11 protein-coding genes and 1 pseudogene are annotated in these 13,418 nt (G+C 72.5%); 8 read left to right on the forward strand and 4 right to left on the reverse strand.

What is annotated here, in order from left to right; genetic code table 11:
* Positions 1 to 31: 31 nt before the first annotated feature.
* Genes ACZ6IM_RS19605 through narI form a run of 4 tightly spaced genes read left to right on the forward strand, consistent with a single transcriptional unit; the run spans position 32 to position 6,766 of the window.
* Positions 32 to 3,751: a nitrate reductase subunit alpha gene (locus ACZ6IM_RS19605; protein ID WP_052839669.1), complete on the forward strand. Its 3,720-nt coding sequence runs from the start codon at positions 32 to 34 to the stop codon at positions 3,749 to 3,751.
* Positions 3,751 to 5,403 (forward strand): nitrate reductase subunit beta, encoded by a 1,653-nt coding sequence (gene narH / locus ACZ6IM_RS19610; protein WP_052839668.1) that lies wholly within the window; start codon positions 3,751 to 3,753, stop codon positions 5,401 to 5,403. Before ACZ6IM_RS19605 ends, narH begins: the two co-directional genes overlap by 1 nt.
* The gene (gene narJ / locus ACZ6IM_RS19615; protein WP_052839667.1) at positions 5,400 to 6,056 is read left to right on the forward strand and encodes a nitrate reductase molybdenum cofactor assembly chaperone; all 657 of its coding nucleotides are present in this window, start codon (positions 5,400 to 5,402) and stop codon (positions 6,054 to 6,056) included. Before narH ends, narJ begins: the two co-directional genes overlap by 4 nt.
* Positions 6,053 to 6,766, forward strand: a complete 714-nt coding sequence (narI, locus tag ACZ6IM_RS19620; RefSeq protein WP_052839666.1) for a respiratory nitrate reductase subunit gamma — start codon at positions 6,053 to 6,055, stop codon at positions 6,764 to 6,766. The genes narJ and narI overlap by 4 nt, the downstream gene beginning before the upstream one ends.
* Positions 6,767 to 6,769: 3 nt before the next feature.
* Here the strand turns inward: narI and ACZ6IM_RS19625 are convergent, their stop codons facing one another.
* Entirely contained in the window at positions 6,770 to 7,804 is a 1,035-nt protein-coding gene (locus tag ACZ6IM_RS19625) for an aldo/keto reductase (protein WP_469557764.1), read from the reverse strand.
* 211 nt (positions 7,805 to 8,015) lie between these two features.
* Between ACZ6IM_RS19625 and ACZ6IM_RS19630 the strand changes: the two genes are divergently transcribed.
* Positions 8,016 to 8,609 (forward strand): TetR/AcrR family transcriptional regulator, encoded by a 594-nt coding sequence (locus ACZ6IM_RS19630; RefSeq protein WP_052839664.1) that lies wholly within the window; start codon positions 8,016 to 8,018, stop codon positions 8,607 to 8,609.
* Positions 8,610 to 8,692: 83 nt separating this feature from the next.
* Here ACZ6IM_RS19630 and ACZ6IM_RS19635 read toward each other — a convergent pair whose 3' ends face one another.
* Positions 8,693 to 9,067: a winged helix-turn-helix transcriptional regulator gene (locus tag ACZ6IM_RS19635; protein WP_469557766.1), complete on the reverse strand. Its 375-nt coding sequence runs from the start codon at positions 9,065 to 9,067 to the stop codon at positions 8,693 to 8,695.
* Positions 9,068 to 9,167: 100 nt separating this feature from the next.
* On the opposite strand from ACZ6IM_RS19635, the gene ACZ6IM_RS19640 reads away from it, so the two are divergent.
* Entirely contained in the window at positions 9,168 to 9,806 is a 639-nt protein-coding gene (locus tag ACZ6IM_RS19640; RefSeq protein ID WP_052839662.1) for an NADPH-dependent F420 reductase, read from the forward strand.
* Positions 9,807 to 10,046: 240 nt separating this feature from the next.
* Here the strand turns inward: ACZ6IM_RS19640 and ACZ6IM_RS19645 are convergent.
* Positions 10,047 to 10,256: pseudogene (locus tag ACZ6IM_RS19645) on the reverse strand (hypothetical protein); the annotation flags it as partial.
* Positions 10,257 to 10,470: 214 nt separating this feature from the next.
* On the opposite strand from ACZ6IM_RS19645, the gene msrA reads away from it, so the two are divergent.
* The gene (msrA, locus tag ACZ6IM_RS19650; protein ID WP_052839661.1) at positions 10,471 to 10,983 is read left to right on the forward strand and encodes a peptide-methionine (S)-S-oxide reductase MsrA; all 513 of its coding nucleotides are present in this window, start codon (positions 10,471 to 10,473) and stop codon (positions 10,981 to 10,983) included.
* Positions 10,984 to 11,044: 61 nt separating this feature from the next.
* Here msrA and ACZ6IM_RS19655 read toward each other — a convergent pair whose 3' ends face one another.
* Positions 11,045 to 12,163, reverse strand: coding sequence for a hypothetical protein (locus ACZ6IM_RS19655; protein ID WP_469557768.1), 1,119 nt, complete (start codon positions 12,161 to 12,163; stop codon positions 11,045 to 11,047).
* A gap of 96 nt (positions 12,164 to 12,259) precedes the next feature.
* Here ACZ6IM_RS19655 and ACZ6IM_RS19660 point away from each other — a divergent pair, with 96 nt between their 5' ends.
* Complete coding sequence (locus ACZ6IM_RS19660) at positions 12,260 to 13,414, forward strand: cystathionine gamma-synthase (RefSeq protein ID WP_469557770.1); 1,155 nt, start codon at positions 12,260 to 12,262, stop codon at positions 13,412 to 13,414.
* Positions 13,415 to 13,418: the final 4 nt, after the last annotated feature.

Raw genomic sequence — 13,418 nt, forward strand, 5'->3', positions numbered from 1 at the left:
CGCTCCGTCGCGTTCGCAAGGAGATGGCAACGTGGTGCGAAGCAGGGCGAAGGCCGCGGCCGACGCCGCGGACCGGCTGCTGAAGGCCGGTCAGCTGCTACGGAAGTCCCCGACCACCCTCGATCTGAGGGCCGTGTACCGCACGGACCAGAAAGTCAATGACAGTCCTTATCGGGAGCGGTGGGCGCATGACAAAGTCGTGCGCTCCACACACGGCGTCAACTGCACGGGTTCCTGCTCGTGGAAGGTGTACGTCAAGGACGGTCTGATCACCTGGGAGACCCAGCAGACGGATTATCCGAGCGTCGGCCCCGACCGGCCCGAGTACGAGCCCCGCGGCTGTCCGCGCGGCGCGTCCTTTTCCTGGTACACCTATTCGCCCACTCGCGTTCGCCATCCGTTGGCCCGCGGCGTCCTGGTGGAAATGTACCGGGAGGCGAAGCGCCGGCACGGCGGCGATCCGGTGGCCGCCTGGGCCGAGCTGACCGGTGACCCCGAGATGCGGCGGCGTTACCAGTCGGCCCGTGGGCACGGCGGTTTCGTCCGGCTCGACTGGGACGAGGCCCTGGAGATCGCCGCCGCCGCCCAGGTGCACACCATCGCCGAGTACGGGCCCGACCGGGTCGCCGGATTCTCCCCGATCCCCGCCATGTCCATGGCCTCGCACGCGGTCGGCGCCCGCTACCACTCCCTCATCGGCGCCCCGATGATCTCCTTCTACGACTGGTACGCCGACCTGCCGATCGCCTCCCCGCAGGTCTTCGGCGACCAGACCGACGTACCGGAGTCGGGGGACTGGTGGGACGCGGCCCATCTGATGCTGTGGGGCTCCAACGTCCCCGTCACCCGCACCCCGGACGCCCACTGGATGGCGGAGGCCCGCTACCGCGGCCAGAAGGTCGTCGTCGTCTCGCCGGACTACGCGGACGCCACCAAGTTCGCCGACGAGTGGCTGCACCCGCACCCCGGCACCGACGGGGCGCTCGCCATGGCGATGGGGCACGTGCTGCTCACCGAGTTCTTCGTGCGCCGGCAGGTGCCGTACTTCACCGACTACGTGAAGCGCTTCACCGACCTGCCCTTCCTGGTCGCCCTCGACGAGTACGCCGACGAGCACAAGCAGGGCGGCTACACACCCGGCAAGTTCGTCACCGCCGCCGACCTCGGCCTCGGCCGGCACGCCGCCGAGGGGGCGCGGGCCTGGATGCCGGTGCTGATCGACGCCGACACCGACGACGTCGTCGTCCCGAACGGCACCCTCGGCGACCGCTGGGGCAAGGGCGGTGCGGGGCGCTGGAACCTCGACCTCGGCGGGGTCGACCCGCTCCTCACCCTGCACGGGCACACCGGCGGCCGCCCTGACAACGGTGTCGAGGTGGTGCTGCCCCGCTTCGACGAACCGGGCGCCACCGTCGTACGCGGCGTACCGGCCCGGGAGGTCGGCGGCCGGCTCGTCACCACCGTCTACGACCTGCTGCTCGCCCAGTACGCCGTGGCCCGGCCCGGCCTCGCCGGCCACTGGCCCACCGGCTACGACGACGCCGACGAACCCTGCACCCCCGCCTGGCAGGAGCGCATCACCTCCGTCCCGGCCCACGCGGCGGTCCGCACCGCCCGGGAGTTCGCGCGCACCGCCGAGCAGACCCGCGGCCGCTGCATGATCGTCATGGGCGCCGGCACCAACCACTGGTTCCACTCCGACACCATCTACCGCTCCTTCCTCTCCCTGCTCATCCTCACCGGCTGCCAGGGCGTCAACGGCGGCGGCTGGGCGCACTACGTCGGCCAGGAGAAGGTCCGCCCGTACACCGGCTGGCAGCAGCTGTCCTCGGCCGCCGACTGGGTCAGGCCCTCGCGGCAGATGGCGGGCACCCCGTACTGGTACCTGCATTCCGGCCAGTGGCGGTACGAGTCCCACGCGGCCGACGCCCTTGCGTCGCCCACCGCGCCCGGCACCCTCGCCGGGCTGCACACCGCCGACCTGGTCGCCCAGTCCGCCCGGCTCGGCTGGATGCCGTCGTACCCGACCTTCGACGCCAACCCGCTCGACCTCGGCCGCCGCGTCCGGGAGAGCGGTCAGGAACCGGGCGACTGGATCGCGGAGCAACTCGGCTCGGGCGCCGTCGACTTCGCCTGCGAGGACCCCGACGCGCCCCGCAACTGGCCGCGCGTGCTGACCGTGTGGCGGGCCAACCTGATCGGCTCCTCCGCCAAGGGCAACGAGTACTTCCTGCGCCACCTGCTCGGCGCCCGGGACGGTGCCACCGCCGACGAGGCACCGCCCGGGCACCGGCCCCGCTCCGTGGCCTGGCGCGACGACGCCCCGCAGGGCAAGCTCGACCTGCTGCTGAGCCTCGACTTCCGGATGACCTCCACGACGCTCTTCTCCGACCTCGTACTGCCCGCCGCCACCTGGTACGAGAAGCACGACCTGTCCTCCACGGACATGCACCCCTTCGTGCACGCCTTCAGCCCGGCGATCAACCCGCCCTGGCAGGCGCGCACCGACTTCGAGATCTTCCACTCGCTCGCCCGCCGCTTCGGCGAACTCGCCGCCGGCCGCCTCGACACGGCCCACGACCTGGTCGCCACCGCCCTCCAGCACGACACCCCCGGCGAGACCGCCCAGCCCGGCGGCCGGGTCACCGACTGGCGCGACGGCCGCACCCCCATCGAGCCCGGCCGCAACGCCCCGCAAGTGTCCTTGGTGGAACGGGACTACACGGCCGTCGCCGACCGGCTCGCCGCCTTCGGGCCGCTGGCCGAGGAACACGGCATGACCGTCAAGGGCGTCACCGTCAACCCGCACGAGGAGGCCCGCTGGCTCGCCGCTCGCTGCGGCACCGCGCCCGCCGGACCGGCCCGCGGACGCCCCCTGCTCGACACCGACGTCAAGTTCTGCGAGGCGATCCTCGCCCTGTCCGGCACCACCAACGGCCGCCTCGCCGCCGAGGGCTTCGACCGCCTCGCCGACCGGGTCGGCGCCGGCGCCGGGCTCGCGGAGCTGGCCGCGTCGGTGGGGGAGCGGCGCGTGGTCTTCTCCGACACCCAGGAACGGCCCGTACAGGTCGGCGCGAGCTTCGAGTGGTCCGGCAAGGAGGCACCCGACCGGCGGTACTCGCCCTTCACCGTCAACACCGAGCACAAGAAGCCCTGGCACACCCTCACCGGCCGCCAGCACTTCTACGTCGACCACGACTGGATGGCGGAACTGGGCGAGCAGCTCCCGGTCTACCGGCCCCCGCTGAACCTCGCCGAGCTGGGCGACGCACCGACCCCGACCGGCGACGGCCGCGCGGTGACCGTGCGCTACCTCACCCCGCACGCCAAGTGGTCCATCCACTCCGAGTACCAGGAGAACCTGCTGATGCAGACCCTGGCCCGCGGCGGACCCGTCATCTGGATGAGCCCCGCCGACGCCCATGCGATCGGCGCCGCCGACAACGACTGGGTCGAGGCCGTCAACGCGCACGGCGTCGTGGTCGCCCGCGCGATCGTCTCGCACCGCGTCCCGGACGGCACGGTGCTGATGTACCACGTCCAGGAGCGCCTGGTGAACGTGCCCAAGTCGGAGGCGAACGGCCGCCGCGGCGGCGTCCACAACTCGCTCACCAAGCTGCTCGTCAAGCCCACCCACCTCATCGGCGGCTACGGCCAGCTCTCCTTCGCCCCCAACTACTACGGCCCGACCGGCAACCAGCGCGACGCCGTCACCACGATCCGGCGCCGCTCCCAGGAGGTCACGTACTGATGCGCGTCATGGCACAGGTGGCGATGGTCATGAACCTCGACAAGTGCATCGGCTGCCACACCTGCTCGGTCACCTGCAAACAGACCTGGACCAACCGCACCGGCACCGAGTACGCCTGGTTCAACAACGTCGAGACCCGGCCCGGCCAGGGCTACCCCCGCGGCCACGAGGACCAGGAGAAGTGGAAGGGCGGCTGGCACCTCAAGGGCGGGCGCCTCGTCCCGCGCAGCGGCGGCCGCGCCCGCCGCCTCGCCCGCCTCTTCGCCAACCCCGAACTCCCCACCCTCGACGACTACTACCAGCCCTGGACCTACGACTACGAGAACCTCACCACCGCCCCCCTCGGCGACGACATCCCCACCGCCCCGCCCCGCTCCCTGATCGACGGCCGGCCCGCGGAGATCACCTGGGGCCCCAACTGGGACGACGACCTCGGCGGCGGCCCCGACCAGCTCGCCGCCGACCCGCTGCTGGCCCGGATGAGCGAGAAGGTGCGCCTCGACTACGAGCGGGCGTTCATGTTCTACCTGCCCCGCATCTGCGAGCACTGCCTCAACCCGTCCTGCGTCGCCGTCTGCCCCTCCGGCGCCCTGTACAAGCGCGTCGAGGACGGCATCGTCCTGGTCGACCAGGACCGCTGCCGGGGCTGGCGGATGTGCGTCAGCGGCTGCCCGTACAAGAAGGTCTACTTCAACCACGCCACCGGCAAGGCCGAGAAGTGCACCTTCTGCTACCCGCGCATCGAGGCGGGCGACCCGACGGTCTGCTCCGAGACCTGCGTCGGCCGGCTCCGCTACCTCGGCGTCATGCTCTACGACCCCGACAAAGTAGGCGCCGCCGCCTCCGTCACCGACGAGAAGGACCTGTACGAGGCCCAGCTCGGCTGCTTCCTCGACCCCGGCGACCCGGAGGTGGCCCGCGCTGCGGAAGCCTCCGGCATCCCGCACGACTGGGTCGAGGCCGCGCGCCGCTCCCCGGTGGGCGCCCTCATCACCCGCTACCGCGTCGCGCTCCCGCTGCACCCGGAGTACCGCACCATGCCGATGGTCTGGTACGTCCCGCCGCTCTCCCCGGTCGTCGACGCCCTCACCGGCAGCGGGCACGACGGGGAGGACCCGGCCGCGCTGTTCGGCGCGATCGACACGCTGCGCATCCCCCTCGGCTACCTCGCCGAACTCTTCACCGCGGGCGATCCCGGACCCGTCGAGGCCGCCCTGTGCCGGCTGGCCGCGATGCGCTCCCACATGCGGCGCGTCAACCTCGGCGAGGAACAGGACCCGCGGATCGCCGAGGCGGTCGGACTGGACGAGCCGGGCATCCTGGAGCTGTACCGGCTGCTCGCCCTCGCCAAGTACGACGAGCGGTACGTCATCCCGACCGCCTACACCGGCTCCGTCCCCGACCCCGGCGGCACCGGAGCGGGGTGCAGCCTGGACGGCGTGGGCGGCCCGGGGATGATGCCTGACGGCGCGGGGGGCGGTCCCGGCTTCGAGGAGTTCGACCCCGGCACCTTCCACGCACCGCCGACCGGCGGCTCCGGCACGTCGGCGCTGCGCGGCCGGGTCAACCTCCTGAACTGGAACGGGAAGGGGCGCCCGAACGGCCTCTTCCCGCGGGCCCGCGGCACCGTGCGGACGGAGCCCGAGCTGTGAACCGCGGCCGTACCGGAACGCGCACCACCGCCCCGGTCGTCTTCCAGGCCGCCGCCCTGCTCCTCGGCTACCCGGACCGGGACTGGCCCCGCCGCCCGCGCACCGTCCGCGAGACGGTCGCCGCGCTCCCCGGCCCCGAGATCCAACTCCTGCTCTCCTTCTGCGACCGGGCGGAGCGGGAGGACCCCCTCGCCGTCGCCGCCCGCTACGTCGCCACCTTCGACCGCAGCCGCCGCCGCTGCCTGTACCTCACCTACTACACCGACGGCGACACCCGCCGCCGGGGCGCCGCGCTGGCCCGCATCAAGTCCGTGTACCGCGCCCACGGCTGGCTCCCTCCGGACGACGAACTGCCGGACTTCCTGCCGCTGATGCTGGAGTTCGCCGCCCGCACCCCCGAGGCGGGCACCGCACTGCTGACGGAGCACCGCGCGGCGACCGAGGTCCTGCGCTACGCCCTCGAAGCCCACCGCAGCCCTTACGCCGCCCTCCTCCAGGCCGTCTGCCGGTGCCTGCCGGGCCAGGCACCGGCCAGCCGCGAGGAGGCCCTGCGCCTGACCCGTACCGGTCCGCCGGCCGAGGCGGTGGGCCTGGACGTCCTGGGCCCCTTCCCCGCCCAGCCGCGGCCGAACGACGAAGGAGTCCGCCGATGAGGCACCTGCACACCGCCCTGTGGGGCGTCCTGCCGTACCTGACGCTGGTGGTGCTGGTGGCGGGCACCGCCTGGCGGTACCACTACGACCGCTTCGGCTTCACCACCCGCTCCAGCCAGCTGCACGAGAGCCGGCTGCTGCGGGTGGCGGGCCCGCTCTTCCACTACGGCCTGCTGTTCGTGATCGCCGGCCATGTCGCGGGCCTCCTGGTCCCCGAGTCGCTGACCGACCGCCTCCACGTCAGCGAGCACGTCTACCACGCCAACGCCCTGATCGCGGGCGGCACGGCGGGCCTGGCCACGCTCGCGGGCCTCGCCCTCCTGCTGTACCGCCGCCTGCGCACCCCGGCGATCAGAGCCGCGACCAGCCGGGGCGACCGGGTGGTCCACCCCCTCCTGATCACGGTCGTCCTCGCCGGCCTGACGGCCACCGCGTCCGGCGCGACGGCCGAGTCCTCGTACGACTACCGGCTCGGCGTCTCCGTCTGGTTCCGCAGCCTGTTCGCCCTGGACCCGGACGTGACGGCCATGGCCGAGGCGCCGCTGGTGTACCGCCTGCACGCCCTGCTCGCCATGGCCCTGTTCGCCCTGTGGCCCTTCACCCGCCTGATCCACGCCTTCACGGCGCCGCTGGGCTACCTGGTGCGGCCGTACGTCGTGTACCGCTCCCGCGGGCGCGGCGAGGTGGGCGCGGGCCGGCCGGTCCGCTGACGCTCAGCCGCGCACCGGCCGCCGACGGCGCAGGGCCGGGTCGAGCAGCGCGGGCGTGGCGTCGAACTTCTCGTGCGCGGCCAGATCCGTGCCGGGCGGGACGATGGCGTCGATCGCGTCGAGGACGTCGTCGGAGAGCACGGTGTCGGCGGCGGCGAGCTGGGAGTGGAGGTGGTCCAGGGTGCGGGGCCCGACGAGCGCGGCGGTCACGGCCGGGTGCGCGGTGACGAAGCCGAGCGCGAGCTGGATCAGGGTGAGCCCGGCCTCGTCGGCGACCGCGGCCAGCTTCTCGACGGCGTCGAGCCTGGCCCGGTTGGCGGGCACCGCGGGGTCGAAACGCTCCGGCAGCACCGCCGACCGGTGCGTGGCGACCTCCCGCCCGGCGCGCACCGCCCCCGACAGCCACCCCGAGGCCAGCGGGCTCCACACCAGCACGCCGAGCCCGTAGTGCTCGGTCACCGGCAGCACCTGGCTCTCGATCCCCCGCTGGAGGAGGGAGTAGCTGGGCTGCTCGGTGACGTACCGGTCGAGCCGGTGCTCGCGGGCGGCCCACTGGGCCTCGACGATGCGGTAGGCGGGGTAGGTCGAGGAGCCGAAGTAGCGGATCTTCCCGGCGCGCTGCAGATCGGTGAGCGCGGACAGGGTCTCCTCGTCACTCGTGTTCGGGTCCCACCGGTGGATCTGGTAGAGGTCCACGTGGTCCACGCCGAGCCGGCGCAGGCTGTTGTCCAGCTCGGTGACCAGCCAGCGGCGCGAGGCGCCCTGGTGGTTGGGCTCGTCGCTCATCGGCATGTACGCCTTCGTGGCCAGCACGATGTCGTCGCGGCGCCCGGCGATCGCCTTGCCGACCATCTCCTCCGACTCGCCGCCGCTGTACCAGTCGGCGGTGTCGATGAGGTTGATCCCGGCCTCCAGGGCCGCGTCGACGATGGCGGTGGCCTCGTCCTGGGTGGTGCGCCCGATGCTGCCGAAGTTCATGGCGCCGAGCGCGAGCGAGCTGACCTGCACACCGGTGCGGCCCAAGGTGCGGTACTGCATGACGGTTCCTCCACGGGGGATGGCTTGCGTAGGGATCGAGGCATGACTTGGTGGCGGGCTCGACGCTCTGGCATCATGGGAGAGGCCAAGCGGAACACCGTCCCGTTTACCTGTACGACGATACGGAACGCTGTCCCGTTTATCAAGTGCGGCGACGGTGACGACGGCGGCGGTGGTGACGACGACTGCGACGGCGAAGGAGACGAGACGGGTGAGCGACGGCGAAGCGACGACCGCAGGAGCGGGGCCCCGGCCCAAGCGCGCGGATGCCCGGCGCAACGAGAAGACCCTGCTCGACGCCGCCGCCGCGGTGTTCGTCAGGTCCGGGGTCGAGGCTCCCGTACGCGACATCGCGGCCGAGGCCGGCGTCGGCACGGCCACCATCTACCGCCACTTCCCGACCCGGGCCGACCTCATCATCGGCGTCTACCGGCACCAGGTGGAGGCCTGCGCCGAGGCGGGCCCCGCCCTGCTGGCGAGCTGCCCCACCCCGTACGCCGCGCTCGCGGCCTGGATCGACCGGTTCGTCGACTTCCTGGTCACCAAGCACGGCCTCGCCGGGGTCCTCCAGTCCGACGACGCGGGCTTCGAGGCCCTCCACGCGTACTTCCTCGACCGCCTCGTCCCCGTGTGCACCGACCTCCTCGCCGCCGCGACCGCCTCCGGCGAGATCCACACCGACGTACCGGCCATCGCCCTCATGCGCGGCGTCGGCAACCTCTGCATCGGCGCCGAAACCCCCGACCCGCGCTACGACCCCCGGCAGCTGGCGGGGGTGCTGGTCGCGGGGTTGCGACGCGGCTGACGGGGCGGGGCATCCCGGGCGGCCGGCCATGGACGGCGGACTCGGCTCGCGCACGACGGGGCCTGACCGTCGGCGTCGACCCCTCACAGACCTCCGGTGCTGCTCTCCTGGGCTTCGAGGAGTTCGTACCCGTGTTCGACGGCCCAGCGCCCCAGCGCCGTCATCGGGCCCTCGACCAGGCTCCGGCCGAGACCGGTCAGCGCGTAGTCGACGCGTGGGGGAGCCTCGGCGTGTGCCTGGCGCGCGACGAGCCCGCCGGTGAGCAGACGGTGCAAGGAGTCGGTCAGCACCTTGTCGCTGATGCCGCCGATCGCGGCGCGCAGCTCGCGGCGCCGACGGGGCCCCACGCGAAGTGCCGCGAGCACCACGGGGTCCCAGGTGTGGGCGAAGAGATCGGTGGCCGCGCGCAGACGGCAGTCGGCGACCAACTCGTAGCAGTGGACGTCGTGATCAGTCATCTCACAGCCCATCATCGCGTGTCCGTGACGCACCGATCGGTGCGTAACACCTTCCCTAGCGTGGCCTCGCAACCGACCGCTACGGGAGAGGAACAGACGGATGCGCATCGGAATCCTGGGAACGGGCACACTGGCCGCGGCCCTGGGCGAAGGCTGGTCACGGGCAGGGCACAAGGTGGTGATCGGCGGACGGTCGCAGGCCAGGGCGAGTGAACTCGCCGAGCGGCTGGGGCGCGGAACACGGGCCGCGACGCCGCGCGAGACGGTCGCCGGACGCGACGCGGTGCTTCTCGCCGTCACCTGGGACGGCGTCGAGGACATGATGGAATCGGCGGGCGCGTCCGGCGGTGCGTTGGCGGGCACGCCGTTGATCGATCCCACCAACGCGACCCGACACGGCGTCGGCACGCTGCTCACCGGAGACGGGGAGTCGATGGCGGGACGGATCGCCTGCCTCGCTCCGGGAGCCCGGGTCGTGAAGGCGTTCCATCTCTTCCCCGGCGACCAGTGGACCGGCCCGCACGACGAGGGCGGGTCTCGTGTGACGGTGGCGATGTGCGGCGACGACGCGGCGGCGTTGGACGTCGTCGGAGGGCTGGTCCGCGACGTGGGAGCCGTCCCGGCGGTTCTCGGCGGGCTCGACCGCGTTCGCCAGCTGGAAGAAGTCGCCGGATTCGTCATCGGACTGGCCTTCTCGGGCTCCGACCCCAACTCCGCGATTCCCCGGGTGTCCTCGTGAGCCGGGACGGGGAAGGCGGCCCTCGGCCGGGCCGGGGGGTTCACGCGGGCCACCGGCTGCTGCCGGACGTCTGCAGCGCCTCGAACGGCGGGACGGATACGGACGATGACGACCAGCGGATCCCGCGCTGCGACCAGGAAGCAGAACCAGCCACCGGCCGCGTCCATCCGTCGCAGCCCGCCCGGGCGCGGGCCGTCGCCGAGGTCGCTCAGGGTCGTACTCCCATCGGCCCCTCACTGGTCACCGGAAGCGAAGCCCGACGGCCGCGTGTGCCTGGTCGAGGATGCGTCCGATCTCCGATGCGGCTCGTCGCGCCCGGGCAGCGTCGCCGGTCGCCGCGCGCTCCTCCCAGCTGTGCAGATCTGCTGCCAGGCCCGGCCGGCGCTGGATGAAGACGTACACCGCCCACTGGGCGACGAACCGCTGCAGGGGCGCCGGATCCGATCCCCTGCCGGGCCAGCGTCGGCGCACCGCTCGACATGGTGAGGCAGAACCGATACGCCGGTGCGGGGTGGTCATGCGCCCGCTGCACTGGTCGGGCGGAAGGCCGGGCATGGAATCGTTGGAGAGCCCCGTGTGTTGCAGACAGGGTGGAGATGGAGGCCGGTGACGTGCGGGCCGAGTGCTCCGGACGACCGAGCCGAGAGAATATTGGAGGGCCACGATGGCTGCGCAGACGCAGAGGGCCGTGCTGGCGGGCGGGTGCTTCTGGGGGATGGAGGAGCTGATCCGCCGGCTCCCGGGCGTGACCGCGACCCGGGTCGGCTACACCGGGGGTGACGTGCCGAACGCGACGTACCGCAACCACGGCACGCACGCGGAGGCCATCGAGATCCTCTTCGACCCCGAGGTGACCGACTACCGCGCGATCCTGGAGTTCTTCTTCCAGATCCACGACCCGAGCACCAAGAACCGCCAGGGCAACGACATCGGGCTCAGCTACCGCTCGGCGATCTACTACGTGGACGACGAGCAGAAGCGGATCGCCGAGGACACGATCGCGGACGTGGACGCCTCCGGTCTGTGGCCCGGCAAGGTCGTCACCGAGGTGGAGCCGGTCGGTCCCTTCTGGGAGGCCGAGCCCGAGCACCAGGACTACCTGCAGCGTTACCCGGACGGGTACACATGCCACTTCCCGCGCCCGGGATGGCGGCTGCCCGCCCGTACCCAGGGCTGAGAGGTATCACGATGAAGCGGTCCGGCCGGATGCGGCCGGACCGTTCGTCGTGGGGCGGCGCTCAGTGCGGCAGCGTCGCCGGGCTGCCGCCGTTCGCCTCGTACCCCGCCACCGCGAGCGCGCGGTAGACCGCGAACTCCGCCGCCGGGTCGCTGGACAGGGTCCAGGGCAGGGCACCGACGTGGCCGTCTATGACCATCAGCTGGTTCATCGCCTCGGCCCAGCGCTCGCCGCGGACCAGGAAGAAGACCAGAAGGTGGCGGACGTGCGCCTGCATCGGGTCGTCCCGGTGGGCCGAGTGCACCGCGTGCAGCGCGCCGTGGACGGCCTTGGTGACGACCTCGCTCTGGTAGAAGCCGCTGACCAGGTTGACCTCCGGCAGGTGCTCGAAGACCGCGAACAGCGGCATCGCCGCCAGCAGGGAACCGCGCGGCGCCCGGGCGGCCGCCGCCTCCGCGAAGGAGTACGCCAGCTCGCGCGAGCCGTGCCACTTCTCGCACCAGTACTGCAGGGCGGCCAGGTGCGCGCCCATGTGGTTCGGAGCGCGGTCCAGGATCTTCAGCCAGAGCTGCTCGAACTCCTCGCGCGGGTAACCGAGGCCGCGGGCCACCGACAGCTCGATGATGTACGGCACCGGGTCCCCGGGCGCGAGCAGGGCCGCCTCGCCGCAGGCCGCCTTCGCCTCCTCCATGATGATCCGGAAGTCGTCCGTGCCCGGCGTCGCCGTGCGCCACGCCTGCTGCACCAGGAACTCGGCGTGCACCGCCGCGCCCCCCGCGTCCTTGGGCGCCTCCGCCCGCCACACCCGCAGCCACTGCCCGCCCGGCGTCTGACCGACACCGCCGGGCCGCTGCCGCAGCTCCAGGGACGCGGCGCCCGCGAAGGCCTGCACGCGCTGCCAGCGCCGCTCACCCTTCGCCTCCGTGCCGGCCAGGAGCTGCTGCGCCCCCCGGTAGTCCTGGGTGCGCTGCACCAGGTCCAGGACGTCCAGCAGGTCCTCGTCCGGACCCGGCATGCGGATGTCCAGCTCCTCCTCGCGGGCGAAGCCGTAGTTCGCGGGGTCGGCGGCGTCCGGGTGGCCGGGCGGGACGAGGCCGACCGCGCCGCTGCGGCGCCGCGAGATTTGGAGCAGCACGAAGCCGAGCATGACCAGTGCCATCAGGACCCAGAGAATCTCCATGGCTCAAGCGAACCAGACGCCGCCGACAATTGGCCAACCTGTCCCCCGCCCTGTGGAAAACGCGCGAGGCGTTCCGCACGGCTACCCTCGGTGCCCATGAGCGACAGGCACATCAGTCAGCACTTCGAGACGCTCGCGATCCACGCGGGCAACACCGCCGATCCCCTGACGGGCGCGGTCGTCCCGCCGATCTATCAGGTGTCGACCTACAAGCAGGACGGTGTCGGCGGGCTGCGCAGCGGCTACGAGTACAGCCGCAGCGCCAACCCGACCCGCACGGCACTGGAGGAGAACCTCGCGGTCCTGGAGGGCGGCCGGCGAGGTCTCGCGTTCGCGTCCGGACTGGCGGCCGAGGACTGCCTGTTGCGTACGCTGCTGCGTCCCGGCGACCACGTGGTCATCCCGAACGACGCGTACGGCGGCACCTTCCGCCTCTTCGCCAAGGTCGCCACCCGCTGGGGCGTCGAGTGGTCCGTGGCCGACACGGGCGACGCCGCCGCCGTGCGGGCCGCCCTCACCCCGAAGACCAAGGCGGTCTGGGTGGAGACGCCCTCCAACCCGCTGCTCGGCATCACCGACATCGCCGCCGTCGCCCAGGTCGCCCGGGACGCCGGCGCCCGGCTCGTCGTCGACAACACCTTCGCCACCCCCTACCTCCAGCAGCCGCTGGCGCTCGGTGCCGACGTCGTCGTGCACTCGCTGACCAAGTACATGGGCGGCCACTCGGACGTGGTCGGCGGCGCGCTGATCGTCGACGACCAGGAGCTGGGCGAGGAGCTGGCGTTCCACCAGAACGCGATGGGCGCCGTCGCCGGGCCCTTCGACTCCTGGCTGGTGCTGCGCGGCACCAAGACCCTCGCGGTGCGCATGGACCGGCACAGCGAGAACGCGACCAGGGTCGCCGAGATGCTCTCCCGGCACGCGCGCGTGACGAGCGTGCTGTACCCGGGGCTGCCCGAGCACCCGGGGCACGAGGTCGCCGCCAAGCAGATGAAGGCGTTCGGCGGCATGGTGTCCTTCCGCGTCGAGGGCGGCGAGCAGGCCGCCGTCGAGGTGTGCAACCGCGCGAAGGTCTTCACGCTCGGCGAGTCCCTGGGCGGCGTCGAGTCGCTGATCGAGCACCCGGGCCGGATGACGCACGCCTCCGCGGCGGGTTCCGCCCTGGAGGTGCCCGCCGACCTGGTGCGCCTCTCGGTCGGCATCGAGAACGCCGACGACCTGCTGGCGGACCTCCAGCAGGCGCTGGGCTAGGGCG

The organism is Streptomyces sp. NPDC042336 (assembly GCF_055581985.1).

What these genes read in the sequence shown, in the direction of transcription:
- msrA (WP_052839661.1), top strand. Translation starts at nt 10,471, where the DNA reads ATGGCTGCGCAGACGCAGAGGGCCGTGCTGGCGGGCGGGTGCTTCTGG.
- ACZ6IM_RS19655 (WP_469557768.1), bottom strand. Translation starts at nt 12,163, where the DNA reads ATGGAGATTCTCTGGGTCCTGATGGCACTGGTCATGCTCGGCTTCGTG.
- narH (WP_052839668.1), top strand. Translation starts at nt 3,751, where the DNA reads ATGCGCGTCATGGCACAGGTGGCGATGGTCATGAACCTCGACAAGTGC.
- narI (WP_052839666.1), top strand. Translation starts at nt 6,053, where the DNA reads ATGAGGCACCTGCACACCGCCCTGTGGGGCGTCCTGCCGTACCTGACG.
- ACZ6IM_RS19625 (WP_469557764.1), bottom strand. Translation starts at nt 7,804, where the DNA reads ATGCAGTACCGCACCTTGGGCCGCACCGGTGTGCAGGTCAGCTCGCTC.
- ACZ6IM_RS19660 (WP_469557770.1), top strand. Translation starts at nt 12,260, where the DNA reads ATGAGCGACAGGCACATCAGTCAGCACTTCGAGACGCTCGCGATCCAC.
- ACZ6IM_RS19640 (WP_052839662.1), top strand. Translation starts at nt 9,168, where the DNA reads ATGCGCATCGGAATCCTGGGAACGGGCACACTGGCCGCGGCCCTGGGC.
- ACZ6IM_RS19635 (WP_469557766.1), bottom strand. Translation starts at nt 9,067, where the DNA reads ATGACTGATCACGACGTCCACTGCTACGAGTTGGTCGCCGACTGCCGT.